Origin of the sequence: Streptomyces sp. NPDC051822, from assembly GCF_044452745.1 — a bacterium.
In the GTDB taxonomy this organism is placed as follows: Bacteria; Actinomycetota; Actinomycetes; order Streptomycetales; family Streptomycetaceae; genus Streptomyces.
Genome location: NZ_JBITBZ010000006.1, coordinates 269,600 through 294,969, shown reverse-complemented (window position 1 = coordinate 294,969; position 25,370 = coordinate 269,600). Strand labels below are relative to the sequence as shown.

20 protein-coding genes are annotated in these 25,370 nt (G+C 69.9%); 12 read left to right on the top strand and 8 right to left on the bottom strand.

Going from position 1 to position 25,370, the window contains the following annotated elements; all coding sequences use genetic code 11:
* Positions 1 to 56: 56 nt before the first annotated feature.
* The 4 genes from ACIA8N_RS20945 to ACIA8N_RS20930 all read right to left on the bottom strand — a co-directional run bounded on the left by ACIA8N_RS20945 (position 57) and on the right by ACIA8N_RS20930 (position 5,013).
* Complete coding sequence (locus tag ACIA8N_RS20945; RefSeq protein WP_030551634.1) at positions 57 to 1,661, bottom strand: glycerol-3-phosphate dehydrogenase/oxidase; 1,605 nt, start codon at positions 1,659 to 1,661, stop codon at positions 57 to 59.
* Between the two features lie 5 nt (positions 1,662 to 1,666).
* A complete protein-coding gene (glpK, locus tag ACIA8N_RS20940) occupies positions 1,667 to 3,199 on the bottom strand; it encodes a glycerol kinase GlpK (protein WP_365787679.1) in 1,533 nt (510 codons plus the stop codon).
* 35 nt (positions 3,200 to 3,234) lie between these two features.
* Positions 3,235 to 3,993, bottom strand: a complete 759-nt coding sequence (locus ACIA8N_RS20935; RefSeq protein ID WP_365787677.1) for an MIP/aquaporin family protein — start codon at positions 3,991 to 3,993, stop codon at positions 3,235 to 3,237.
* A gap of 255 nt (positions 3,994 to 4,248) precedes the next feature.
* On the bottom strand, positions 4,249 to 5,013 hold the full coding sequence (locus ACIA8N_RS20930) for an IclR family transcriptional regulator (protein WP_030218268.1): 765 nt from the start codon (positions 5,011 to 5,013) through the stop codon (positions 4,249 to 4,251).
* Positions 5,014 to 5,256: 243 nt separating this feature from the next.
* Here ACIA8N_RS20930 and metH point away from each other — a divergent pair, with 243 nt between their 5' ends.
* The 4 genes from metH to ACIA8N_RS20910 all read left to right on the top strand — a co-directional run bounded on the left by metH (position 5,257) and on the right by ACIA8N_RS20910 (position 13,327).
* Positions 5,257 to 8,769, top strand: coding sequence for a methionine synthase (gene metH, locus ACIA8N_RS20925; protein ID WP_365787674.1), 3,513 nt, complete (start codon positions 5,257 to 5,259; stop codon positions 8,767 to 8,769).
* A gap of 128 nt (positions 8,770 to 8,897) precedes the next feature.
* Positions 8,898 to 9,596 (top strand): HAD family phosphatase, encoded by a 699-nt coding sequence (locus ACIA8N_RS20920; RefSeq protein ID WP_365786478.1) that lies wholly within the window; start codon positions 8,898 to 8,900, stop codon positions 9,594 to 9,596.
* A 474-nt stretch (positions 9,597 to 10,070) separates the two neighbouring features.
* Entirely contained in the window at positions 10,071 to 11,660 is a 1,590-nt protein-coding gene (locus tag ACIA8N_RS20915) for an ABC transporter substrate-binding protein (protein ID WP_365786480.1), read from the top strand.
* Positions 11,661 to 11,746: 86 nt separating this feature from the next.
* Entirely contained in the window at positions 11,747 to 13,327 is a 1,581-nt protein-coding gene (locus tag ACIA8N_RS20910; RefSeq protein WP_365786482.1) for an ABC transporter substrate-binding protein, read from the top strand.
* Between the two features lie 101 nt (positions 13,328 to 13,428).
* Here ACIA8N_RS20910 and ACIA8N_RS20905 read toward each other — a convergent pair whose 3' ends face one another.
* Together ACIA8N_RS20905 and ACIA8N_RS20900 are read right to left on the bottom strand one after the other, a co-directional pair.
* On the bottom strand, positions 13,429 to 14,103 hold the full coding sequence (locus ACIA8N_RS20905; protein WP_030220416.1) for a response regulator transcription factor: 675 nt from the start codon (positions 14,101 to 14,103) through the stop codon (positions 13,429 to 13,431).
* A gap of 43 nt (positions 14,104 to 14,146) precedes the next feature.
* Positions 14,147 to 15,049: a PD-(D/E)XK nuclease family protein gene (locus ACIA8N_RS20900; protein WP_365786485.1), complete on the bottom strand. Its 903-nt coding sequence runs from the start codon at positions 15,047 to 15,049 to the stop codon at positions 14,147 to 14,149.
* Positions 15,050 to 15,230: 181 nt separating this feature from the next.
* Here ACIA8N_RS20900 and ACIA8N_RS20895 point away from each other — a divergent pair, with 181 nt between their 5' ends.
* From ACIA8N_RS20895 to ACIA8N_RS20885, 3 genes are all read left to right on the top strand, one after another.
* A complete protein-coding gene (locus ACIA8N_RS20895; RefSeq protein WP_365786546.1) occupies positions 15,231 to 16,364 on the top strand; it encodes a site-2 protease family protein in 1,134 nt (377 codons plus the stop codon).
* A gap of 18 nt (positions 16,365 to 16,382) precedes the next feature.
* Positions 16,383 to 17,270 carry a tRNA (adenine-N1)-methyltransferase gene (locus tag ACIA8N_RS20890; protein WP_015032448.1) on the top strand — a complete coding sequence of 296 codons (888 nt, stop codon included), beginning with the start codon at positions 16,383 to 16,385 and terminating at the stop codon, positions 17,268 to 17,270.
* Between the two features lie 175 nt (positions 17,271 to 17,445).
* The gene (locus ACIA8N_RS20885) at positions 17,446 to 18,024 is read left to right on the top strand and encodes a hypothetical protein (protein ID WP_365786488.1); all 579 of its coding nucleotides are present in this window, start codon (positions 17,446 to 17,448) and stop codon (positions 18,022 to 18,024) included.
* Between the two features lie 24 nt (positions 18,025 to 18,048).
* Here the strand turns inward: ACIA8N_RS20885 and ACIA8N_RS20880 are convergent, their stop codons facing one another.
* A complete protein-coding gene (locus ACIA8N_RS20880; RefSeq protein ID WP_365786490.1) occupies positions 18,049 to 18,360 on the bottom strand; it encodes a ferredoxin in 312 nt (103 codons plus the stop codon).
* Positions 18,361 to 18,613: 253 nt separating this feature from the next.
* Here ACIA8N_RS20880 and arc point away from each other — a divergent pair, with 253 nt between their 5' ends.
* The 5 genes from arc (at position 18,614) to prcA (ending at position 24,247) form a co-directional block, all read left to right on the top strand.
* Positions 18,614 to 20,380, top strand: coding sequence for a proteasome ATPase (gene arc, locus ACIA8N_RS20875; protein WP_365786492.1), 1,767 nt, complete (start codon positions 18,614 to 18,616; stop codon positions 20,378 to 20,380).
* Positions 20,381 to 20,561: 181 nt separating this feature from the next.
* Entirely contained in the window at positions 20,562 to 22,073 is a 1,512-nt protein-coding gene (gene dop, locus ACIA8N_RS20870; protein ID WP_365786494.1) for a depupylase/deamidase Dop, read from the top strand.
* A gap of 160 nt (positions 22,074 to 22,233) precedes the next feature.
* Entirely contained in the window at positions 22,234 to 22,446 is a 213-nt protein-coding gene (locus tag ACIA8N_RS20865) for a ubiquitin-like protein Pup (RefSeq protein WP_030213091.1), read from the top strand.
* 162 nt (positions 22,447 to 22,608) lie between these two features.
* Positions 22,609 to 23,448: a proteasome subunit beta gene (gene prcB / locus ACIA8N_RS20860; RefSeq protein ID WP_030220395.1), complete on the top strand. Its 840-nt coding sequence runs from the start codon at positions 22,609 to 22,611 to the stop codon at positions 23,446 to 23,448.
* A gap of 46 nt (positions 23,449 to 23,494) precedes the next feature.
* Positions 23,495 to 24,247, top strand: a complete 753-nt coding sequence (gene prcA / locus ACIA8N_RS20855; RefSeq protein WP_365786497.1) for a proteasome subunit alpha — start codon at positions 23,495 to 23,497, stop codon at positions 24,245 to 24,247.
* A gap of 67 nt (positions 24,248 to 24,314) precedes the next feature.
* Here the strand turns inward: prcA and ACIA8N_RS20850 are convergent, their stop codons facing one another.
* Positions 24,315 to 25,334, bottom strand: a complete 1,020-nt coding sequence (locus ACIA8N_RS20850) for a LacI family DNA-binding transcriptional regulator (protein WP_365786499.1) — start codon at positions 25,332 to 25,334, stop codon at positions 24,315 to 24,317.
* Positions 25,335 to 25,370: the final 36 nt, after the last annotated feature.

The window sequence follows — 25,370 nt, the reverse complement described above, 5'->3', positions numbered from 1 at the left end:
ACGGCACGCGAGAGGGGCGGTTCCTCCACGAGGAACCGCCCCTGACCCGAAGGAAGTTACTTCCCGAGCATCGACTCGACGCCGGCGCGGACCTCGTCCGTCGCGAGACCGCGGATGGTCAGCGTCGTACGGCGGCGCAGCACGTCGTCCGCGGTCTCGGCCCACTCGTGGTCGCGGGCGTAGGCGACCTGCGCCCAGATCTCCGGCGCGTCCGGGTGGACGCGGCGGGCGAGCTCCGGGTTCTCGTTCGCCATGCGGGCGATGTCGAAGGCGAGCGAACCGTAGTGCGTCGCCAGGTGCTTGGCCGTGTCGGCGGCCATCCGCGGGCCCGGCGCGGGACCGTCGACGAGCAGCCGGTGCGCGACCGCGTTCGGGTTGGCGATGCCGGGCAGCGGAAGCCGCTTCGGCAGCGTCGAAACCGACTCGTAGTCCTCGCCCAGCGGATGGCCGGGGAGCTGCTCCAGCTTCCTCATCACCGTACGGCCGATGTGGCGGAAGGTCGTCCACTTGCCGCCGGCCACCGACAGCATGCCGCCGCGGCCCTCGGTGACGACCGTCTCGCGCTTGGCCTTGGAGGTGTCGCCGGGACCGCCGGGAAGCACCCGGAGACCGGCGAAGGAGTACGTGATCAGGTCGCGCGACAGCTGCTGGTCACGGATGGAGAAGGCGGCCTCGTCCAGGATCTGGGCGGTGTCCTTCTCGGTGACCTCGACCTGGCCGGGGTCGCCCTCGTACTCCTCGTCGGTCGTGCCGAGCAGGAGCATGTCCTCCCAGGGGAGGGCGAAGGTGATGCGGTACTTGTCGATCGGGGTGGCCAGGGCGGCCTTCCACGGCGAGGTCCGCTTGAGGACCAGGTGCGCGCCCTTGGAGAGGCGGATGGAGGGGGCCGCGTTGGGGTCCTCCATCTTGCGCAGGTGGTCGACCCACGGGCCGGTGGCGTTGAGCACGAGTCGGGCGGTGACGCCGAACTCGTCGCCGCTGGTGCGGTCCTTGAGCTCGGCGCCGGTGACCCGGCCGCGGGTGAAGCGGAGCCCGGTGACCTCGGCGTGGTTGAGGACGGTGGCTCCGGCGTCGACCGCGGCGCGGACCGTCATCAGGGCCATGCGGGCGTCGTTCATCTGGTCGTCGCCGTAGACGGCCACGGCCTTGAGGTTGTCCGTGCGCAGTTCCGGCACGTCCTGCGCGGCCTTGGCGGGGGAGAGCAGGTGCCCGACGCCGTCGCCGAAGGCCGAGAGGGCGGAGTACGCGAAGACACCGGCACCCAGTTTGGCGGCGCCGTGCGGGCCGCCCTTGTAGACGGGCAGGTAGAAGGTGAGGGGGTTGGCGAGGTGCGGTGCCACCTGACGGGAGACCGCACGCCGCTCGAAGTGGTTCTCCGCCACCAGCTTGACCGCGCCGGTCTGCAGGTAGCGGAGACCGCCGTGGAGGAGCTTCGAGGAGGCGGAGGAGGTGGCGCCGGCGAAGTCGCCGGCGTCCACCAGGGCCACCCGCAGGCCCGACTGCGCGGCGTGCCAGGCGGTGGAGATGCCCAGGATGCCGCCGCCGATCACCAGGAGGTCGTACGTCGCCTTGGAAAGCCGGTCCCGGGTCTCGGCGCGGCTCGGGAGGGAGCCGGAAGCCGGGTGCGTCCCGAGGGCGGGGACGCTCTGCAGGGTGGTCATGTGTCTTACTCCTCGGATGCGTCGTCGAGCCAGCCCATGGAGCGTTCGACGGCCTTGAGCCAGCTCTTGTACTCGCGGTCACGCCTGTCGGCGTCCATGCGAGGGGTCCATTCCGCGGCGCGGCGCCAGTTGGCGCGCAGCGCGTCGGTGTCCGGCCAGAAGCCGACGGCCAGGCCGGCGGCGTAGGCGGCACCGAGGCAGGTGGTCTCGGCGACCATCGGACGTACGACGGGCGCGTCCAGGAAGTCCGAGAGGGTCTGCATCAGCAGGTTGTTGGAGGTCATGCCGCCGTCGACCTTCAGCGCGGTCAGCTCGACGCCGGAGTCCTTGGTCATGGCGTCGGTGATCTCGCGGGTCTGCCAGGCGGTGGCCTCCAGGACGGCGCGGGCGATGTGCGCCTTGGTGACGTACCGGGTGAGACCGGCGATGACACCGCGGGCGTCGGAGCGCCAGTAGGGGGCGAAGAGGCCGGAGAAGGCCGGCACGAAGTAGGCGCCGCCGTTGTCCTCGACCGAGGACGCGAGGGTCTCGATCTCGGCGGCGGACTTGATCAGACCCATCTGGTCGCGCATCCACTGCACCAGCGAACCGGTGACGGCGATCGAGCCCTCCAGGGCGTAGACCGGCTTCTCGTCGCCGATCTGGTAGCCGACCGTGGTCAGCAGGCCGCTGTAGGAGTTGATGATCTTGTCGCCGGTGTTCATCAGCATGAAGGTGCCGGTGCCGTACGTCGACTTCGCCTCGCCCTCGGCGAAGCAGGTCTGGCCGAACAGGGCGGCCTGCTGGTCACCGAGCGCCGAGGCGACCGGGACACCGGCGAGGACGCCGTCCTTGACGTGGCCGTAGACCTCGGCGGAGGACCTGATCTCCGGGAGGACGTTCAGCGGGACGCCCATGGACTCGGCGATCTTCTCGTCCCAGGCCAGGGTGTGCAGGTTCATCAGCATGGTGCGCGAGGCGTTGGTGACGTCGGTGACGTGCACGCCGCCGTCGGTGCCGCCGGTGAGGTTCCAGATGACCCAGGAGTCCATGGTGCCGAAGAGGATGTCGCCGGCCTCGGCGCGCTCGCGCAGGCCCTCGACGTTGTCGAGCATCCAGCGGATCTTCGGTCCCGCGAAGTAGCTGGCCAGCGGCAGGCCGGTCTCGCGGCGGAAGCGGTCCTGGCCGACGTTGCGGCCGAGCTCCTTGCAGAGCGCGTCGGTGCGGGTGTCCTGCCAGACGAGGGCGTTGTGGACGGGCTCACCGGTGTTCTTGTCCCACAGCAGCGTGGTCTCGCGCTGGTTGGTGATGCCGATGGCCTTGACGTCCGAGGCGGCGATGCCGCCCTTCGCCAGGGCGCCGGCCACGACCTCCTGGACGTTGGTCCAGATCTCGGCGGCGTCGTGCTCGACCCAGCCCGGCTTCGGGAAGATCTGCTCGTGCTCCTTCTGGTCGACCGAGACGATCCGGCCGTCCTTGTCGAAGACGATGCAGCGGGACGACGTGGTGCCCTGGTCGATGGCCGCGATGAACGGGCCGGAGGTGTGTGCGTCGGTCACGGTGTGCTCCAAGGGAAGTCTGGGAGAAGGACGGCTCAGGCGAACGCGATGTTGTAGATACCCGCGGCGATGGCGCCACCGATCAGCGGTCCCGCGACCGGGATCCAGGCGTAGCTCCAGTCGGAGCCGCCCTTGTTCGGCAGCGGCAGCAGGGCGTGCACGATGCGCGGGCCGAGGTCACGGGCCGGGTTGATCGCGTAGCCGGTCGGGCCACCGAGCGAGAGGCCGATGGAGACGACCACGAACGCGGTGATCAGGGCGCCTATGACGCCGAGGCCCTTGCCGCTGTCGTTGAGGCCCTGGGTGAGCACGGCCAGGACGAGCACGACGGTGCCGATGATCTCGGTGGCCAGGTTCTGCCAGGTGTTCCGGATCTCGGGGCCGGTGGAGAAGACGCCGAGCACCGGGCCGGGGCCCTCGATCGGCGTCTTCGCGGCGGCCTCGGGGTCGGTGAGGTGGGCCTGGAACTGGCCGTAGTAGGCCACCCAGACCAGTGCCGCACCGATCATCGCGCCGAGCATCTGGCCCGCGATGTAGACGGGGACGTCGTTCCACGTCCCGTCCTTGATCGCGATTCCGACCGTGACGGCGGGGTTCAGATGGGCGCCCGAGAGGGAAGCCGTCATGTAGACGGCCGTCATGACGGCGAAGCCCCACCCGAAGGTGATCGCGAGCCAGCCCGCGTTGCGGGCCTTGGAGCCCTTGAGCGTGACGGCGGCACACACACCGCCGCCGAGCAGAATGAGAACGGCGGTACCGATGGTCTCGCCGAGGAAGATGTCGGAGCTGGACACCCGCGACTCCTTTGTCCTTCGTCCAGGGGAAGGCGAACCCCGGGTCCCTCCGGTGGTCCGCACCCTCGTGTGAGGGCGTTACCGGCCCTTGGCACTGCCACACTCTAGCGTCTATTGCCGTCAAGTGTTCGGCAATGCCGACCGATGCACGGAAGTTTTGCCCCCAGGTGAACAGCGCGTCAAGGGTTCCGGATACGAAAAACCCGCCGATAACGCGATCGTTACCGGCGGGTTCAGGCGTGTCGGCCCCAGGGCTCAGAAGCGCCGGGCCCCGAGGTCCCGGGACACCGCACGGGCGCAGTCACGCACCGCCGCCACCAGCTCCGGACGCAGCTCGCCGTTCGGGCAGAGCCGCTCCACCGCGCCCGTGACCGCCACCGCGCCCACCGGCATCCGGCGCCGGTCGTGGATGGGCGCCGCCACCGAGGCCACGCCGTCCCAGGTCTCCTCCACGTCCGCTGCCCAGCCCCGGGCCCGCGTCAGGTCGAGCAGCGACTCGAAGTCCGTCAGCTCCGTCGTCGTACGGGGCGTGAACGCCTCCCGCTCGACCTCCACCACTTCGCTGTGCGCCACCGGGTCGTACGCCGAGAGGACCTTGCCGAGGGCCGTGGAGTGCAGCGGTTGCATGGCCCCCACTTCCAGCACCTGCCGGCTGTCGTCGGGCCGGAAGACGTGGTGGACGATCAGCACGCCCTGGAGGTGCAGCACCCCCAGGTGCACGCTCTCGCCGCTGGACCGGGCGAGGTCGTCCGTCCAGACCAGGGCCCGGGCGCGCAGCTCGTGCACGTCCAGATAGCTGTTGCCGAGCCGCAGCAGCTCCGCGCCGAGCTGGTAGCGGCCCGAGGTCGCCTCCTGCTCCACGAAGCCCTCCGCCTGGAGGGTGCGCAGAATGCCGTGGGCGGTGCCCTTGGCGAGCCCGAGCGAGGACGCGATGTCCGACAGGCCGAGCCGGCGCTCGCCACCGGCGAGCAGTCGCAGCATGGCCGCCGCTCGTTCAAGCGACTGGATGTTCTTCGCCATCGCCCGGCCCTTCTCCCTCTCACGTTGTTCGACAATGCTGAACACTATCGGTCGATGTCGACCTTGTGTCACACCTGACAGTGTCGGGCAAGAACGGGCCGGACCGGGAGTCCCCGCACACAGGATGCCGTCCGGCCTGTGGGACGCCGTGTCCACCCCAGGGCGAGCGCGGTTACGCTGGCCCCGTGCACCCTCCTCCGAAGGTGCAAAGCCGACAGCCGTCGCACCCCTGGGAGCTCATCCATGGCCTCGTTGCCGACCCCTTCCGCCGACAGCAGGAACCGCGCCGCAGCCCTCCGCGAGGCGCTGGCGAGCCGAGTCGTCGTCGCCGACGGCGCCATGGGCACCATGCTCCAGGCGCAGGACCCCACGCTCGAGGACTTCCAGAACCTCGAAGGATGCAACGAGATCCTGAACGTCACCCGGCCGGACATCGTCCGCTCGGTGCACCGGGAGTACTTCGAGGCCGGCGTCGACTGCGTCGAGACCAATACCTTCGGCTCCAACCATTCGGCGGCGGGCGAGTACGACATCGCCGACCGGATCTTCGAGCTGTCCGAGGCCGGCGCCCGGATCGCCCGCGAGGTCGCCGACGAGTTCGGCGCCCGGGACGGCCGCCAGCGCTGGGTGCTCGGCTCGATCGGCCCCGGCACCAAGCTGCCGTCGCTCGGCCACATCGGATACGGCGTCCTGCGCGACGGCTACCAGCAGAACGCCGAGGGCCTGCTCGCCGGCGGCGCCGACGCCCTGATCGTCGAGACCACCCAGGACCTGCTGCAGACCAAGGCGAGCCTCATCGGCGCCCGCCGCGCGATGGAAGCCGTGGGGCTCGACGTACCCCTGATCTGTTCGCTCGCCTTCGAGACCACGGGCGTCATGCTGCTCGGCTCCGAGATCGGCGCGGCGCTGACCGCCCTGGAGCCCCTCGGCATCGACCTGATCGGCCTGAACTGCTCCACCGGCCCGGCCGAGATGAGCGAGCACCTGCGCTACCTCGCCCGCCACTCCCGTACGCCGCTCATGTGCATGCCGAACGCCGGCCTGCCCATCCTGACCAAGGACGGCGCCTACTTCCCGCTCACGGCGCCCGAGATGGCCGACGCGCAGGAGAACTTCGTCCGCGACTACGGCCTCTCGCTGGTCGGCGGCTGCTGCGGCTCCACCCCCGAGCACCTGCGCCAGGTCGTCGAGCGCGTCCAGGGCCTCACCCCCGGCGCCCGCGACCCGCGCCCGGAGCCCGGCGCCGCCTCGCTCTACCAGACCGTGCCGTTCCGGCAGGACACCGCGTACATGGCGATCGGCGAGCGCACGAACGCCAACGGTTCGAAGAAGTTCCGCGAGGCCATGCTCGAAGGCCGCTGGGACGACTGCGTCGAGATGGCCCGCGACCAGATCCGCGAGGGCGCGCACATGCTCGACCTGTGCGTCGACTACGTGGGCCGCGACGGCGTCGCCGACATGGAGGAGCTCGCAGGCCGCTTCGCGACCGCCTCCACGCTGCCCATCGTCCTGGACTCCACCGAGGTGGACGTCCTGCGGGCCGGCCTGGAGAAGCTCGGCGGCCGGGCCGTCATCAACTCGGTCAACTACGAGGACGGCGACGGCCCCGAGTCCCGCTTCGCCAAGGTCACCCGGCTGGCCCAGGAGCACGGCGCCGCGCTCATCGCGCTCACCATCGACGAGGAGGGCCAGGCCCGCACCGCCGAGCACAAGGTCGCCATCGCCGAGCGGCTCATCGAGGACCTCACCGGCAACTGGGGCATCCACGAGTCCGACATCCTCATCGACACCCTGACCTTCACCATCTGCACCGGTCAGGAGGAGTCGCGGAAGGACGGCATCGCCACGATCGACGCGATCCGCGAGCTGAAGCGCCGCCGACCGGACGTCCAGACCACGCTGGGCCTGTCCAACATCTCCTTCGGTCTGAACCCGGCCGCCCGCATCCTCCTCAACTCCGTCTTCCTCGACGAGTGCGTGAAGGCGGGCCTGGACTCGGCGATCGTCCACGCCTCGAAGATCCTGCCCATCGCCCGCTTCGACGACGAGCAGGTCACCACCGCCCTCGACCTCATCTACGACCGGCGCTCCGAGGGCTACGACCCGCTGCAGAAGCTGATGGCCCTCTTCGAGGGCGTCAACACCAAGTCGATGAAGGCCGGCAAGACCGAGGAACTCCTCGCGCTGCCGCTGGACGAGCGGCTGAAGCGCCGGATCGTCGACGGCGAGAAGAACGGCCTGGAGGCAGACCTCGACGAGGCCCTGACGCTCCGGCCCGCCCTGGAGATCGTCAACGAGATCCTGCTCGACGGCATGAAGACCGTGGGCGAGCTGTTCGGCTCCGGCCAGATGCAGCTGCCGTTCGTGCTCCAGTCCGCCGAGGTCATGAAGACGGCCGTCGCCTACCTCGAACCGCACATGGAGAAGTCGGACGCGGACGGCAAGGGCACGATCGTCCTCGCCACCGTCCGCGGCGACGTCCACGACATCGGCAAGAACCTCGTCGACATCATCCTCTCCAACAACGGCTACAACGTCGTCAACATCGGCATCAAGCAGCCGGTCTCCGCGATCCTCGAAGCCGCCGAAGAGCACCGGGCCGACGTCATCGGCATGTCCGGTCTCCTCGTGAAGTCCACCGTGATCATGAAGGAGAACCTGGAGGAGCTGAACCAGCGCGAGCTGGCCGCCAAGTACCCCGTGATCCTCGGCGGCGCCGCCCTCACCAGGGCGTACGTCGAACAGGACCTGTACGAGATCTACCAGGGCGAGGTCCGCTACGCCCGCGACGCCTTCGAGGGCCTGCGCCTCATGGACGCCCTCGTCTCCGTCAAGCGCGGCGTCCCCGGAGCCGTACTCCCCGAGCTCAAGCAGCGCCGGGTCGCGAAGCAGGACACCGCCGCCCTCCAGGTCGCCGAGCCGGAGCCCGGCGGGCGCTCCGACGTCGCCACCGACAACCCGGTGCCCACTCCGCCGTTCTGGGGCACCCGGGTCGTCAAGGGCATCCCGCTGAAGGACTACGCGTCCTGGCTCGACGAGGGCGCCCTCTTCAAGGGCCAGTGGGGCCTCAAGCAGAACCGGACCGGCGACGGACCCACGTACGAGGAGCTCGTCGAGACCGAGGGCCGGCCGCGGCTGCGCGGCTGGCTGGACAAGCTCCACACGGAGAACCTCCTGGAGGCGGCCGTCGTCCACGGCTACTTCCCCTGCGTCTCCAAGGGCGACGACCTGATCATCCTGGACGATGCCGGCAACGAGCGGACCCGCTTCACCTTCCCGCGCCAGCGCCGCGGCCGCCGCCTCTGCCTCGCGGACTTCTTCCGCCCGGAGGAGTCCGGCGAGACCGACGTCGTCGGCCTCCAGGTCGTCACCGTCGGCTCCAAGATCGGCGAGGCCACGGCCAAGCTCTTCGAGTCCGACTCCTACCGCGACTACCTGGAGCTGCACGGCCTCTCCGTGCAGCTCGCCGAGGCCCTCGCCGAGTACTGGCACGCCCGGGTCCGCGCCGAGCTGGGCTTCGGGGGCGAGGACCCGGCCCACGTCCAGGACATGTTCGACCTCAAGTACCGCGGTGCGCGCTTCTCCCTCGGCTACGGCGCCTGCCCCGACCTGGAGGACCGCGCGAAGATCGCGGAGCTGCTGGGCCCGGAGCGCATCGGTGTGCACCTGTCGGAGGAGTTCCAGCTCCACCCCGAGCAGTCCACCGACGCCATCGTGATCCATCACCCCGAGGCGAAGTACTTCAACGCCAGGTGACCGTCCAGGGGTAAATCCCCGCGTCCGCGATGATCGGGACGTACACTTGTCGGTCCAGTGCAGGCCGGCCCTCCTCCCCGTACCGGGGAGGAGGGCCGGCCTTCTCGTCCCTCCATGGAGGTGTCCGGATGACCAGTACGGTCCCCGCGTCCCTGTTCCGTACGAACGGAAGCTCCGCCCTGCAGGCGGTCTTCCTCGACATGGACGGGACCCTCGTCGACACGGAGGGCTTCTGGTGGGACGCGGAGGTGGAGGTCTTCGCCGACCTCGGGCACCGGCTGGACGAGGCCTGGCGGGACGTCGTCGTCGGCGGCCCGATGACCCGCAGCGCGGGCTATCTCATCGAGTCCACCGGCGCCGACATCACCCTCGCCGAACTGACCGTCCTGCTCAACGAGAAGTTCGAGCGGCGCATCGACCGGGGCGTGCCGCTGATGCCCGGAGCCGAGCGGCTCCTCGCCGAACTCGCCCGGCACTCCATCCCCACCGCCCTGGTCTCCGCTTCGCACCGGCGGATCATCGACCGGGTCCTCGACTCGCTCGGCCGTGACCGCTTCACCCTCACCGTCGCCGGCGACGAGGTCGCCCGGACCAAGCCGCACCCCGAGCCCTATCTGACCGCCGCCCGCGGGGTCGGGGCCGACCCGGCGCTGTGCGCCGTCGTCGAGGACACGGCGACCGGTGTGGCAGCCGCGGAGGCGGCCGGCTGCCGGGTCGTCGCGGTGCCCTCCGTCGCCCCGATCGCGGCCTCTCCCGGCCGGGTCGTCGTGCGTTCCCTCGAAGAGGTCGACGTGCCCTTTCTCCGCACATTGATCACCGGGATCTGAGGTTTCCCTGAGCTTTCCCCGCGTAATGCGCTTTCGCCGTACGGAAAGCATCGAGGCCATTCGCCGAAAAGGCCGCTGCGTGACCTTGGTCACCCAGAGTGCCTGACGGTGGGTGGCCCTGCCTGTACCCCGTGACCGAAAAGGTGGGGTTTCGGCGTCCCCATGTGTCCCGATTAGATCTGCACCGTCCGCATCATCCATCGCATGACTATCGAGCCCCCCGCATTCATGATCACTGTGCGATTACCCCCACGGGCACCCGTGGTCAGGCAATAGGGGCGCCGCCCACTAATCTTTCGCGAGTACTTCGCCGCATAACCGCGTGCACCGGCGCACACCCAAGTCGCCGTGAACAGCCGCGAACACAGGACCGATCGCAACACCCGGCCCGATCGCTCCCGCCCCGACCGGGCGGCCGGCGGCGGAGTTCCACTGACCGCTGTATCCCAGTGCCGGATGAGGAGATCGTCCCTGATGAACCGCAAGACCCTGGTGCTCCCGGCCGCGGCCGGACTGCTCGTCCCCCTGCTCGCCGCCTGCGGCGGAGCCGAGGAGGACGGAGCGATCGTCGTCGGCACCACGGACCAGTTCATCGCCACCGCGGACGCCCCCGCCCCGTTCGACCCCGCCTTCGCGTACGACACCGGCGCGTGGAACATCCTGCGCCAGACCGTCCAGACCCTGATGCACGTGCCCCACGGCGGCGGCGAGCCCGTCCCCGAGGCCGCCCAGAGCTGCGGGTTCTCCGACAAGGCCAGCGAGAGCTACCGCTGCAAGCTCCGCTCCGGCCTCACCTTCGCCGACGGCACCCCGATCACCGCCGAGGACGTCAAGTTCTCCGTCGACCGGGTGCTGAAGATCAAGTCGGACAACGGCACGGCCGCCCTCCTCTCGAACGTCGACACCGTCGAGACCAAGGGCGCCGACGAGGTGGTCTTCCACCTGAAGACCCCCGACGCCACCTTCCCGTACAAGCTCTCCACCCCGGTCGCCGGCATCCTCAGCAAGGACAAGTACGCCGCCGACAAGCTCCGCGACGGCTTCGACGTCGACGGCTCCGGCCCGTACACCATGAAGGTCGAGCGCGAGGGCGAGAAGGCCACCCGCTTCGTCTTCACCAAGAACCCGGCCTACAAGGGCGACATCACCCTGCGCAACGACAAGGTCGTGCTGCGCCCCTACGCCGACGCGAGCACCATGGGCCAGGCCCTGGAGAGCGACGACATCGACATGATGGCCCGCTCCCTGTCGCAGCAGCAGGTCAGGAACCTCACCGAGAAGCCCAAGGAGGGCATCGAGATGATCGAGGTCCCGGGCCTGGAGATCCGCTACCTCGGCTTCAACACCAAGGCCCCCGCCGTCGAGGAGAAGGCCGTCCGCCAGGCCATGGCCGCCGTCGTCGACCGCGGCGCCCTCGTCAACTCGGTCTACGGCCCCACCGCCGAGCCCCTGTACTCGCTGATCCCCTCCAGCATCACCGGCCACGCCACCCCGTTCTTCGACGAGTACGGCGAGCCCGACCGCGCCCGCGCCGCCAAGCTCCTCAAGGACGCGGGCGTCGAGACCCCGGTCAAGGTGACCCTGAACTACACCACCGACCACTACGGCGCCGAGACCGCCCAGGAGTTCGACGCGCTCAAGAAGCAGCTCGACGCCACCGGGCTCTTCGACACCACCGTCCGGGGCGCCGAGTGGTCCACGTTCCGCACCGCCCAGAAGCGCGGCGACTACGCCGTCTACGGCCTCGGCTGGTTCCCGGACTACCCGGACCCGGACAACTACATCGCGCCGTTCCTGGACAGCGACAACTTCCTCAACACCCCGTACGTGAACAAGGTCGTCCGCGACCAGCTCATCCCGCGCTCGCGCCGCCAGGCCGACCGCACCGCCGCGAGCCCCGTCTTCAACCAGATCCAGAAGATCGTCGCCGAGGACGTGCCCGTCCTGCCGCTGTGGCAGGGCAAGCAGTACGTCGCCGCGCGAACCGAGCTCAACGGAGTCGAGAACGCCCTCAACACGTCCTCCGACCTCCTGCTCTGGGAACTGGGGCGCGGCACCGCATAACACCGCATGACCCCGTCGACAGGATCGGTTACACCGGCCGCGTACCGCGCGCGGCCGGCCTGACAAGAGATCACGAGGCACGTTCTGTGAAGACGCACAACAAGTGGCTGACGGCCCCGCTCGCCGCCGGCCTGGCCGCCGCCCTCCTCAGCGGCTGCGGCACCGAACAGGGCGGAGCCGGAGGCTCCGGCAACGGCGTACGCGTCGGCATGTCCGACGAGATCCTCGCCACCGACCCGGCGGCCGGCTACGACCCCGGCTCCTGGCTGCTGTTCAACAACGTCTTCCAGTCCCTGCTCGCCTTCCCCAAGGGCGGCTCCGAGCCCGAGCCCGAGGCCGCCGACAGGTGCGGCTTCTCCGCGGGCAGCACCGTGTACACCTGCACCCTGCGCGACGGCCTCACCTTCTCCAACGGCAACAAGCTCACCTCGGAGGACGTCAAGTACTCCTTCGACCGGGCCCTCAAGATCGCCGATCCGGCCGGCCCCGCGCCGCTGCTCTCCACCATCGAGAAGATCGAGACCCCGGACGAGCGGACCGTCGTCTTCCGCCTCAAGGTCCCGGACGCCACCTTCCCCAGCAAGATCGCCTCCGGCGCCGGCTCCATCGTCGACCACCGCGAGTACCCGGCCGACGCGCTCCGCACCGACGGCAAGGCCACCGGCTCGGGCCCCTACAAGCTGGACTCCCTCAGCGACACCGAGGCCACCTTCTCCGCCAACTCCGGCTACCAGGGCACCGCACGGCACAAGAACGACGCCGTCACCCTCAAGCTCTTCCGCGGCGACCGCTCCGCCCTCTCCAAGGCCCTCACCGACGGTCAGATAGACGTGGCCTACCGAGGCCTCTCCGCCGACGACATCGCCGCCCTCGAGAACTCCGCCACGACCGGCGACCGGGGCATCGAGGTCACCCAGGGCAGCAGCGCCGAGGTCCAGCACCTGGTCTTCAACATGAAGGACCCGGTCGCCGGCAAGCTCGGCGTACGCAAGGCCATCGCCCACCTCGTCGACCGCGAGGCCCTCGTCGAAGGCGTCTACAAGTCGACGGCCACGCCGCTCTACTCGATCGTCCCGGCCGGCATCGCCGGACACAACACCGCCTTCTTCGACACCTACGGCACCCCCGACAAGGCGAAGGCGAAGAAGGCCCTGCGCGCGGCCGGCATCACCGACAAGGTGAAGCTCACCCTCTGGTCCACCCCCAGCCGCTACGGCCCCGCCACCGACCAGGAGCTCAAGGCCATCGCCGGCCAGCTCAACGCGAGCGGTCTCTTCGACGCCGACGTCAAGTCCGTCGCGTACGACCAGTACGAGAAGGACATCGCGGCCGGCAAGTACGGCGTCTACGTCAAGGGCTGGGTCCCCGACTACCCCGACGCCGACAACTTCACCGCCCCCTTCTTCGGCGAGGGCAACGTCGTCGGCAACCACTACGACAACGCCACCATCACCGGCAGCCTCCTCCCGAAGACGGCCGCCGTCGCCGACCGCGCCGCCACCGCCGACGAGTACGGGAAGCTCCAGGACCTCGTCGCCGAGGAGATCCCCATGCTGCCGCTCTGGCAGGGCAAGCAGTACGCCGTCGCCCGCGACGACGTCACCGGCCTCGAATGGACCCTCGACGCCTCGACCGTCTTCCGCTTCTGGGAGATCCGCAAGGGCTGACCGCCCCACGGCGGCACACGACACGGCACGAGCCACGACAGAGGGGCCCGGCGCGCACCGCGCACCGGGCCCCTCTGTCGTCGCCGTTCCCGGCGGACCGGCTACTGTCCGGCGCCCGGCCGCACCAGACCGCTCTCGTACGCGTACACCGCGGCCTGCACCCGGTCCCGCAGGCCCAGCTTCGTCAGCACATGACCCACATGCGTCTTCACCGTCGTCTCGCTGACGAACAGGTCCGCCGCGATCTCCGCGTTCGACAGGCCCCGCGCCACCAGCTTCAGGACCTCCACCTCACGGTCCGTCAGACTGTTCAGCGCGTCCGGCATCCGCTCCTCGCCCGTCGGCAGATGCGCCGAGTACTTGTCGAGCAGCCGGCGCGTGATCGAAGGGGCCAGCATCGCCTCACCCGCCGCCACCACCCGGATCGCCTGCACCAGCTCGTTCGCCGGGGCGTCCTTCAGGAGGAAACCGCTCGCCCCGGCCCGCAGCGCCTCCACCACGTACTCGTCGAGGTCGAAGGTCGTCAGCACCAGCACCTTCGCCGGACCGTCCCGGCCGGGACCGGTGATCTGCCGGGTCGCCTCCACCCCGTCCATCCGCGGCATCCGGATGTCCATCAGCACCACGTCCGGCTGCAGCGCCCGCACCTGGTCCTGCGCCTGGAGACCGTCCCCGGCCTCACCCACCACCGCGATGTCACCCTCCGCCTCCAGAATCATCCGGAAGCCGGTGCGCAACAGCGGCTGATCGTCGACCAAGAGGACGCGGATCGTCACAAGGGCTCCTTCACGGGACCTGGGCTCACGAGGAACGCCGGCACTACGGTGCCGACGGGGCCGGGTCCATTCTGCCCTGCCCCGATTCGCCCGACTCCGGCGGGCGCGCGGCGACGATCTTCAGCGGATAGACCGGGGGAGTCCCACCGAACTCGGGGCACACCGCCTGGTGGTCGCACCAGCCGCACAGCTTCGTCGGACGCGGCCGCCAGTCACCCGACTCCGTCGCCAGCCGGATCGCGTCCCACAGCGCGAGCAGCTTCCGCTCCACCCGCAGCAGATCCGCCTCCACCGGGTCGTACGTCAGCACCTCCCCGCTGCCGAGATAGACCAGCTGCAACCGCCGCGGGATCACCTGCCGCAGCCGCCACACCACCAGGGCGTAGAACGTCATCTGGAACAGCGCGCCGTCGCGGTACTCCGGCCGCGGCGCCTTGCCCGTCTTGTAGTCGACGATCCGCACGTCACCCGAAGGCGTCACGTCGATCCGGTCGATCACCCCGCGCAGCCGAAGCCCCGAGTCCAGCTCCGTCTCCACGAACAGCTCACGCTCGGCCGGCTCAAGACGCGTCGGGTCCTCCAGCGTGAACCACCGCTCGACCAGCCGCTCCGCCTCACCCAGCCAGCCCGCGAGCCGCTCACCCTCCGGATCCTCCGCGAACAGCTCGCCCAGCTCCGGCTTCGACTCCAGGAGCCGGTCCCACTGCCCGGGAACCATCGCCCGCGCCCGCGGAGCCGTCCGCTCCACCGCCGGGTCGTCGAAGAGCCGCTCGAGCACCGCGTGCACCAGCGTGCCCCGCGTCGCCGCCGCACTCGGCTTCTCCGGCAGCCGGTCGATCACCCGGAACCGGTACAGCAGCGGACACTGCATGAAATCGCTCGCCCGCGACGGCGACAACGACATGGGCGCCCGGGGCTCCGCCGGCACCTGCTCGCTCGTACTCATGACGAAGACCCTACGACCCGCCACCGACAACGGGCGGAATACCATCGACCCGGGACCCCGTCGCACTGCATGATCGAGTTGTGACGCAACCGACGTGGGTCACACCCCGCGACGAGAGGAACCCGTGAACCAGGACGAGCCCAAGCCGCAGCGGACCGAGGAGCCCGGCGGCGGGATCCTCATGGGCCGCCCCTTCGGTGTGCCCGTCTACGTCGCCCCCAGCTGGTTCCTGGTCGCCGCCCTCATCACCTGGGTCTTCGGCGACCAGATCGAACGCGTCCTGCCCGAACTCGGCGCCGCCCGCTACCTCGTCTCCCTCTTCTTCGCCGTCGCGTTCTACGCCTCCGTGCTCGTCCACGAACTGGCCCACACCATCGCCGCGCTCCGCTTCAAGCTCCCGGTGCGCCGCATCCAGCTCCAGTTCTTCGGCGGCGTCTCGGAGATCGAGAAGGAGACCGAGACCCCCGGCCGCGAATTCGTCCTCGCCTTCGTCGGCCCCCTCCTCTCCCTCGTCCTCGCCGGCGTGTTCTATCTCTCCATGTACGCCGTCGAGCCCGGCACCGTCCCCGGCGTCCTCCTCGCCGGCCTGATGATCTCCAACCTCATCGTCGCGATCTTCAACCTGCTCCCCGGCCTCCCGCTCGACGGCGGCCGCATGCTCCGCGCCGTCGTCTGGAAGATCACCGGCAAGCCCATGGCCGGCACCATCGCCGCCGCCTGGGTCGGCCGCTTCCTCGCCGTCCTCGTCCTCGTCGGCCTGCCCCTGCTCACCCGCACCGGCCTGCTCGGCAACTCCACCGACGACATCAGCGGCCTCGACACCGTCACCGACGCCCTGCTCGCCGCCATCCTCGCCGCCATCATCTGGACCGGCGCGGGCAACAGCCTCCGCATGGCCCGGCTGCGCGAGCACCTCCCCGAACTCCGCGCCCGCAGCCTCACCCGCCGCGCCATCCCCGTCGAACCCACCACGCCGCTCTCCGAGGCCCTCCGCCGGGCCAACGAGGCCGGCGCCCGCGCGCTCGTCGTCGTCGACGGCAACGGCGACCCCACCGGCATCGTCCGCGAGGCCGCCATCGCCGCCGTACCCCAGCACCGCCGCCCCTGGGTCGCCGTCAGCACCCTCGCCCAGGACCTCACCGACGGCATGCGCGTCCCCGCCGAACTCACGGGACAGCCCCTCCTCGACCACCTCCGCGCCAGCCCGGCCACCGAGTACCTGGTCGTCGAGGAGACGGGCGAGATCTACGGCGTCCTCGCCACCACCGACGTGGAACGCGCCTTCGTCAAGGCCATGGCACGACCCTCTTCGTAATCCCGGTACTCTGTTCGCATGTCCGAACCGACCGGTGCCGCCCGCCGACGCGGGCCCTTCAAGGTCGGGGACCAGGTTCAGCTGACCGACCCCAAGGGCCGTCACTACACGTTCACGCTCGAAGAGGGAAAGAACTTCCACACCCACAAGGGTTCTTTCCCGCACGACGAACTGATCGGCGCCCCCGAGGGCAGCGTTGTCCGCACCACCGGAAACGTCGCCTACCTCGCGCTGCGCCCCCTGCTCCCCGACTACGTCCTGTCCATGCCCCGCGGCGCCGCCGTGGTCTACCCCAAGGACGCGGGGCAGATCCTGGCCTTCGCCGACATCTTCCCCGGCGCACGCGTCGTGGAAGCCGGAGTGGGCTCGGGATCGCTGAGCAGCTTCCTCCTGCGCGCCATCGGAGACAGCGGCATGCTGCACTCCTACGAGCGCCGCGAGGACTTCGCCGAGATCGCCAAGGGCAACGTCGAGCGCTACTTCGGCGGCCCCCACCCCGCGTGGCAGCTCACCGTCGGCGACCTCCAGGACAACCTGTCCGACACCGACGTCGACCGCGTCATCCTGGACATGCTCGCCCCCTGGGAGTGCCTGGAGGCCGTCTCCAAGGCCCTCGTCCCCGGCGGCATCCTCTGCTGCTACGTGGCCACCACCACCCAGCTCGCGCGCACCGTGGAGTCCATCCGCGAGTTCGGCTGCTACGCCGAGCCGCAGCCCTGGGAGTCCATGATCCGCAACTGGCACGTCGAGGGCCTCGCCGTCCGTCCCGATCACCGCATGATCGGCCACACCGGCTTCCTCGTCACCGCCCGTCGCCTCGCCGACGGTGTCGAGCCGCCGATGCGCCGCCGCCGCCCCGCCAAGGGCGCGTACGGCGAGGACTACGAAGGCCCCAACAAGGGCTGACGTCCCGACACCCACGGTGCGCCGCCGCCGAGTTCCCCGCCCACGGGAGGGAACCCGGCGGCGGCGCCCTCATGTTCCGGGGGCCACCGCCCCGGCCGACCCCGCCTGTTCCGTCTCCCTGTGACGTGTGGCACGATGCCCGAAACCACCGCGCCACCCACAGGAGACGTCTCGCGTGCAGCCCTCCGCCGCCCCGGACCTCGCGGATCTCGCACACACCCGCGCCCGGCCGGCCCACTGGCTGGCCACCGCCACGGCGACCGCCGCGGTCGTCGCCCTCGCGGGCCTTCTCCAGCCCGGCCCCGCCGGAGCGAGCGCGGCCCCCGCCACCGCCCCCCGTCCCGCGGCCGCCCCCGAGGCAGCCGGAGCGGACTACCCCGTGGACTGCGCGGGAGGTCCCAGCACGGTCGCCAAGCGGGCGTCCGGAGATCTCGACGGGGACGGAAACCCCGAGACTGTTGCGGTCGTGCACTGCGAAGCCGGCTCCGGGACCCCGCCGAGCGGCGTCTACGTCCTCACCCGCGGCAAGGGGACGGGAGCACCCGCGCGCGTGGTGGCCACCCTCGTCGAACCCGGAGAGCACAAGAACGTCACCGCGCTCGCCGTACGCGACGGAGCGGTCCTCGCCACCCTGCTCGGCTACTCGTCCCTCGACGTGCCCCGCTGCTGCCCCGACGAGAAGGAGCAGGTCAGCTGGCGCTGGCGGGGCGGCGCCTTCGTGCGCGCCGGGCAGGCCGACGCGCGCGGCGTCTGACTCCCGGGCCCTGCCGGGCGGGGCCTACTCCGCGTCGGGGCCGTACACCTCGACCCGGTCCGCGACCCGGCGGACATGGATGCAGTCGCCCGGGCACTCCTTCGCGGAGTCCACGACGTCCTGGAGCAGTGTCAGCGGCACCGGCGTCGTCGCGCCGGCGTCCTGGAGCAGCTCGTCGTCGCCGCTCTTCACATAAGCGAGCCCGTCGATGTCCAGCTCGAAGACCTCGGGGGCGTACTGCACGCAGATCCCGTCCCCGGTGCACAGGTCCTGGTCGATCCAGACCTCCAGCGCCTCTTCGGCGCCCGTGGACGGGGCCTCGTGCTGCACGGTCATATTCTCGCCGCTCCTGCTTCTCGTTCTGCTTCTCGCCGGTAAGTCGGGCCCCCTCCGAAGGGTGTTGGCCCACGACGACGATACAACCGCCCGCTTTCAAGCGGTGAAGGGTGGGTATTCCCTCTGGCAAGAGGGGAAGCGCAAGGGTGAAGATCGGACACACCCCGGAGTCTTTTTGATCTAGGGGTTTCAATCATCACCCACGCAGGTAGGGTCAGGAAGCGTCCAGCTCCCCCTGGAGGAGGTGAGGACCGTGGCAGCCCACGACGACGACATCAACCGCGGCATCCGGCCCGGGCGAGGGTCTGAGGACCCCGCCGGACAGGTTGCCTATCTCGAGCAGGAAATCGCCGTCCTGCGCCGCAAGCTCGCCGACTCTCCGCGACACACGAGGATTCTCGAAGAGCGGATCGTCGAGCTGCAGACCAACCTGGCCGGCGTGTCCGCGCAGAACGAACGACTCGCGAACACGCTCCGTGAGGCCCGCGACCAGATCGTGGCCCTCAAAGAAGAGGTCGACCGGCTCGCACAGCCGCCGGCCGGCTTCGGTGTCTTCCTGCAGGCGAACGAGGACGGCACGTGCGACATCTTCACCGGGGGCCGCAAGCTCCGGGTGAACGTCAGCCCGAGCATCGAGCTCGACGAGCTCAAGCGCGGCCAGGAAGTCATGCTCAACGAAGCGCTCAACGTGGTCGAGGCCATGGAGTACGAGCGCGCCGGGGACATCGTCACCCTCAAGGAGATCCTCGAGGACGGCGAGCGCGCCCTGGTGGTCGGGCACACCGACGAGGAGCGGGTGGTGAGGCTCGCCGAGCCTCTGATGGACGTCACCATCCGCGCCGGCGACGCCCTGCTGCTCGATTCCAGGTCCGGCTACGTCTACGAGGTGGTCCCGAAGAGCGAGGTCGAGGAGCTCGTCCTCGAAGAGGTCCCGGACGTCGACTACGAGAAGATCGGCGGTCTGGGCAACCAGATCGAGCTGATCCGCGACGCGGTCGAGCTCCCGTACCTCTACCCCGACCTCTTCAAGGAGCACGAACTGCGGCCGCCCAAGGGCATCCTGCTCTACGGCCCGCCCGGCTGCGGCAAGACGCTGATCGCGAAGGCCGTGGCCAACTCCCTGGCCAAGAAGGTCGCCGAGGTCACCGGCCAGCCCGCGGGGAAGTCCTACTTCCTCAACATCAAGGGTCCCGAGCTCCTCAACAAGTACGTCGGCGAGACCGAGCGGCACATCCGCCTCGTCTTCCAGCGTGCCCGGGAGAAGGCGAGTGAGGGCACCCCCGTCATCGTCTTCTTCGACGAGATGGAATCCCTCTTCCGCACCCGCGGCTCCGGTGTCAGCTCGGACGTGGAGAACACCATCGTCCCGCAGCTGCTCGCCGAGATCGACGGTGTGGAGGGCCTGGAGAACGTCATCGTCATCGGCGCCTCCAACCGCGAGGACATGATCGACCCCGCGATCCTGCGCCCCGGCCGTCTCGACGTGAAGATCAAGATCGAGCGTCCGGACGCGGAGGCCGCGAAGGACATCTTCGCGAAGTACCTCACGGCCACCCTGCCGCTGCACACCGACGACATCTCGGAGCACAGCGGATCCAAGGCCGCCGCCGCCCACGGAATGATCCAGTCGGTCGTCGAGCAGATGTACGCCGAATCCGAGGAGAACCGCTTCCTCGAAGTCACGTACGCCAACGGCGACAAGGAAGTCCTCTACTTCAAGGACTTCAACTCCGGCGCGATGATCCAGAACATCGTCGACCGGGCCAAGAAGATGGCCATCAAGGCCTTCCTCGACCACAACCAGAAGGGTATCCGCGTCTCCCACCTCCTCCAGGCCTGCGTGGACGAGTTCAAGGAGAACGAGGACCTGCCCAACACCACCAACCCCGACGACTGGGCCCGGATCTCCGGAAAGAAGGGCGAGCGGATCGTGTTCATCCGCACGCTCGTCACCGGAAAGCAGGGCGCGGACACCGGACGCTCCATCGACACGGTGGCCAATACCGGTCAGTACCTGTAAAACGCCCCCCGGCTGCGGATGCCCGGAAACCGGGTATCCGCAGCCGACGCATTCCATCCAGCATTTCCCCCGGCATCACAGGGAAATACGCAACAGATCTCCCCACCAGCGCGGAGCCGCTCTAGGCTCATCGGTACCGCCGAGTCGCGCACAGTGAGCGCCGCCGGGCAAGGAGGGCCGCATGACCGTACGGCGAGTAATGGGCATCGAGACGGAGTACGGGATCTCCGTCCCGGGACATCCGAACGCCAATGCCATGCTCACCTCGTCCCAGATCGTCAACGCCTACGCGGCGGCGATGCACCGGGCGCGCCGCGCCCGCTGGGACTTCGAGGAGGAGAACCCGCTGCGGGACGCCCGCGGCTTCGACCTCGCCCGCGAGGCCGCCGACTCCAGCCAGCTCACCGACGAGGACATCGGCCTCGCCAACGTCATCCTCACCAACGGCGCCCGCCTCTACGTGGACCACGCCCACCCCGAGTACAGCTCGCCCGAGGTCACCAACCCGCGCGACGCCGTCCTCTGGGACAAGGCCGGCGAGCGGATCATGGCGGAGGCCGCAGAGCGGGCCGCCCAGCTCCCCGGGGCGCAGCCCATCCACCTCTACAAGAACAACACCGACAACAAGGGCGCCTCCTACGGCACGCACGAGAACTACCTGATGAAGCGGGAGACCCCCTTCTCGGACATCGTGCGCCACCTCACGCCCTTCTTCGTCTCCCGCCAGGTCGTGACCGGCGCGGGCCGGGTCGGCATCGGGCAGGACGGACGCGCGGACGGCTTCCAGATCAGTCAGCGCGCCGACTACTTCGAGGTCGAGGTCGGTCTGGAGACCACCCTCAAGCGCCCCATCATCAACACCAGGGACGAGCCGCACGCCGACGCCGAGCGGTACCGCCGGCTGCACGTGATCATCGGCGACGCGAACCTCTCCGAGATCTCGACCTATCTCAAGCTCGGCACCACCGCGCTGGTCCTCTCGATGATCGAAGACGGGTTCATCACCGTCGACCTCGCCGTCGACCAGCCCGTGCGCACCCTCCATCAGGTGTCCCACGACCCGACGCTCCAGTACCTCGTCACGCTCCGCAGCGGCCGGACACTCACGGCCGTGCAACTTCAGATGGAGTACTTCGAGCTGGCAAGGAAGTACGTGGAGGAGCGGTACGGCTCGGACGCGGACGAGCAGACCAAGGACGTCCTGATCCGCTGGGAGGACACCCTCAACCGGCTCGAGAACGACCCCATGAGCCTGGCCGGCGAGCTCGACTGGATCGCCAAGCGGGAGCTCATGGAGGGCTACCGGCGGCGCGACGACCTGGACTGGGACGCGCCGCGGCTGCATCTCGTGGACCTCCAGTACGCGGACGTGCGCCCCGAGAAGGGCCTGTACAACCGTCTGGCGGCCCGTGGGCGCATGAAGCGGCTCCTGGACGAGTCCGAGGTGGAGCGGGCCGAGACGGCGCCCCCCGAGGACACCAGGGCCTACTTCCGCGGCCGCTGCCTGGAGCAGTACGCCGACGACGTCGCCGCGGCCTCCTGGGACTCGGTGATCTTCGACCTGCCGGGCCGGGACTCGCTCCAGCGCGTACCGACCCTGGAGCCGCTGCGGGGCACGAAGGAGCACGTCAAGGCGCTCCTGGACCGCTGCCGCACGGCCGAGGAGCTGGTGCGCGTGCTCTCCGGCGGCTGATCGGGGGCCCGGCACGGGCCTGAAATGCCCCGGCACTGGGAATCATGAAAACAGTGCCCGGGCGTTGTGGAAACTGCGGGGCCGAAATCAGACCCGACCGATAGGGTCTGATCTTGTACGGACTCAACCGAGCGGGCCGATTTCGAGCGGGGTGAGGGATATGGCGACCAAGGACACCGGCGGCGGACAGCAGAAGGCGACGCGTTCCACGGAGGAGGTCGAGGAGACCACCACGGAGGCGAGCTCCGACCTCCAGGAGCGCCAGGAGAAGCTGAGCGAGGACGTGGACTCCGTCCTGGACGAGATCGACGACGTACTCGAGGAGAACGCCGAGGACTTCGTGCGGTCCTTCGTCCAGAAGGGCGGCGAGTAGCCGCCTCGCGCACCTGATCGTCCTCCGTCCCCGGAGCCCGGAACAAAGCCGTGGCTCCGGGGACGGATGACAAGCGGTGGCACGGGTAAGGTCCGTGCACAGCATCCAAGATCGGCCGGCGCTTCCCCCGGCTGGCCGACTCTCCCACCCGGAAGGAATCGCGTGGAAGCCAACCCTCGTAGCACCGGGCGTCTGCCGGCGGCCTTCCTGACGCCGGGCTCGTCCTCGTTCCTCGACTTCCTGGCGGCGCACTCGCCGGAGATGCTTCCCGGCGGACGGAAGCTGCCGGAGGGGGTCGTCGAGGCCCCGCACGGCACCACCATCGTGGCGGCCACCTTCCCCGGCGGGGTCGTCCTCGCCGGTGACCGGCGGGCCACCATGGGCAACATGATCGCGCAGCGGGACATCGAGAAGGTCTTCCCGGCCGACGAGTTCTCCGCCGTCGGCATCGCCGGCACCGCCGGACTCGCCGTGGAGATGGTCAAGCTCTTCCAACTGGAGCTGGAGCACTTCGAGAAGGTGGAGGGCGCGACGCTCTCCCTCGAAGGCAAGGCGAACCGTCTCTCCACCATGATCCGCGGCAACCTCGGCATGGCCATGCAGGGGCTCGCCGTCGTACCGCTCTTCGCGGGCTGGGACGAGGGCAAGGAGAAGGGCCGGATCTTCTCCTACGACGTGACCGGCGGCCGCTCCGAGGAGCACGGCTTCGCCGCCACCGGCTCCGGCTCGATCTTCGCGCGCGGGTCGATGAAGAAGCTCTACCGTGCCGACCTCACCGAGCAGCAGGCCACGACCCTGGTCGTGCAGGCGCTGTACGACGCGGCGGACGACGACTCGGCGACCGGCGGCCCTGACATGGCCCGCCGGATCTTCCCGATCGTCACCGTCATCACCGAGGAGGGTTTCCGCAGGCTCAGCGAGGACGAGTCCTCCGGCCTCGCCCGGTCGGTCACCGAGCGGCGCCTCGAGCAGCCCGACGGGCCGCGCGCCGCCCTGCTCTGACCACTCGTCGCTCTGTAGAAGCCCAGAAGAAAGGGACGGACCGCCGGTGTCCACTCCGTTCTACGTCTCACCCCAGCAGGCCATGGCCGACCGGGCGGAGTACGCCCGCAAGGGCATCGCCCGGGGACGCAGCCTCGTCGTCCTCCAGTACACCGACGGGATCGTCTTCGTCGGCGAGAACCCGTCGCGCGCACTGCACAAGTTCAGCGAGATCTACGACCGGATCGGCTTCGCCGCCGCCGGCAAGTACAACGAGTACGAGAACCTCCGCATCGGAGGCGTGCGCTACGCCGACCTGCGGGGCTACACCTACGACCGGGGCGACGTCACCGCGCGCGGCCTGGCCAACGTCTACGCCCAGACGCTCGGCACGATCTTCTCCAGCGCGGGGGAGAAGCCGTACGAGGTGGAGCTGGTCGTCGCCGAGGTCGGCACCGAGCCGGAGGGCGACCAGATCTACCGGCTGCCGCACGACGGCTCGATCGTGGACGAGCACGGCTCGGTCGCGGTCGGCGGGAACGCGGAGCAGATCGGCTCCTTCCTCGACCAGCGGCACCGGGACGGCATGTCGCTCGCCGAGGCCCTGAAGCTGGCCGTGCAGGCGCTGTCGCGGGACACCAACGGCACCGAGCGGGAGATCCCCGCGGAGCGCCTGGAGGTGGCGGTCCTGGACCGTACGCGCCCGCAGCAGCGCAAGTTCAAGCGGATCGTCGGCCGGCAGCTGTCCCGCCTCATGCAGGCGGACAACGCGGCGGTGACGAAGACGGACGAGCCCTCGGACGAGGCTCCGGAGGAGTAGCCGACGGTGCCCGGAGGGGCCCCGGTCCACGCGCGAGCGGACCGGGGCCCCTCCGGCGTTCCCGCCCTCAGGAGGCCGGTGCGGGCCCCGAGGAGCCCCGGGGGACCAGGGCGACCGGCAGAGTGCGGGAGGGCGGCCGTTCGCCCGCGAGAACGGCGAGGAGGGCCTCCATGCCCCGCCGGCCGAACTCCTCGGCCGGCAGCCGCACGGTGGTGAGCTCCGGTTCGACCACGGTCGCCAGGGCCATGTCGTCGAAGCCGGTGACCGACAGGTCCTCGGGAATCCGCAGCCCGAGCCGGCGGGCGGCCTTGCAGACGCCGACCGCGAGGATGTCGTCGTCGCAGATCACCGCCGTGGGACGGGGGCCGGCGGCGGCGAGGGCGCGTTCCGCGACATCCACCGCGGCCAGGACGTTCAGCGGCGACCGCACGGTGCGCACGTCAGTGCCGCGCAGGGCGTGGGCGAGCGTCGCGGCCCGCACGTCGAAGGTCCAGGACGGAGCGGCGGACGCCAGGTGAAGGAAGCCGCGGTGGCCGAGACCGAGCAGGTGCTCGGTCACCCGGCGCATCCCGTCGGCGACGTCGAGGTTCACATGGGCGGCCGCGCCGGCGTCGGCCGGATCGCTGTCGAGCATGACGAGCGGGAGGTCGCTGCCCCGGAAGGCCTCCAGGGCGTCGGTCGCCATCGAGGAGGCGATCACTCCGTCCAGGGCGGCCTGCGCGGAGGCGAAGGGGTCGCGTGCGGGCCCCAGGCCGTCGGGGGAGGGATAGAGGACGACGCCGAATCCGTGCGCCGCCGCTGCGGCGGCGGCGCCCGTGTGGACGTGCGCGAAGAACTCGTTGGTGAGGGCCGGGACGACGAGGAGCGCGGTCCTGGTGCGACCGAGTCGGAGATTGCGCGCGGCGAGGTTGGGCCGGTAGCCGAGACTCCGGGCGGTCTCCCGTACGGCCTCCGCGGTGCGTTCCGACACCCGGCCGCGCCATTTGTCGCCTAGGACCAGGGAGACGGTGGCCTGGGAGACCCCTGCGACACGCGCCACGTCCCGGCTAGTGGGGCGGGCGCCGCCGATCGGTTCCGGGGTGTGCACACAAGCCTCCGCGTCGACGGTTCCTGGGGCGCGGGG

Excerpts from the sequence above, each read along its gene's own strand:
- ACIA8N_RS20865 (WP_030213091.1), top strand. The coding sequence starts at position 22,234 with ATGGCGACCAAGGACACCGGCGGCGGACAGCAGAAGGCGACGCGTTCC.
- dop (WP_365786494.1), top strand. The coding sequence starts at position 20,562 with ATGACCGTACGGCGAGTAATGGGCATCGAGACGGAGTACGGGATCTCC.
- ACIA8N_RS20915 (WP_365786480.1), top strand. The coding sequence starts at position 10,071 with ATGAACCGCAAGACCCTGGTGCTCCCGGCCGCGGCCGGACTGCTCGTC.
- metH (WP_365787674.1), top strand. The coding sequence starts at position 5,257 with ATGGCCTCGTTGCCGACCCCTTCCGCCGACAGCAGGAACCGCGCCGCA.
- ACIA8N_RS20890 (WP_015032448.1), top strand. The coding sequence starts at position 16,383 with ATGTCCGAACCGACCGGTGCCGCCCGCCGACGCGGGCCCTTCAAGGTC.
- ACIA8N_RS20930 (WP_030218268.1), bottom strand. The coding sequence starts at position 5,013 with ATGGCGAAGAACATCCAGTCGCTTGAACGAGCGGCGGCCATGCTGCGA.
- ACIA8N_RS20880 (WP_365786490.1), bottom strand. The coding sequence starts at position 18,360 with ATGACCGTGCAGCACGAGGCCCCGTCCACGGGCGCCGAAGAGGCGCTG.
- ACIA8N_RS20895 (WP_365786546.1), top strand. The coding sequence starts at position 15,231 with ATGGGCCGCCCCTTCGGTGTGCCCGTCTACGTCGCCCCCAGCTGGTTC.
- ACIA8N_RS20900 (WP_365786485.1), bottom strand. The coding sequence starts at position 15,049 with ATGAGTACGAGCGAGCAGGTGCCGGCGGAGCCCCGGGCGCCCATGTCG.
- ACIA8N_RS20920 (WP_365786478.1), top strand. The coding sequence starts at position 8,898 with ATGACCAGTACGGTCCCCGCGTCCCTGTTCCGTACGAACGGAAGCTCC.
- ACIA8N_RS20945 (WP_030551634.1), bottom strand. The coding sequence starts at position 1,661 with ATGACCACCCTGCAGAGCGTCCCCGCCCTCGGGACGCACCCGGCTTCC.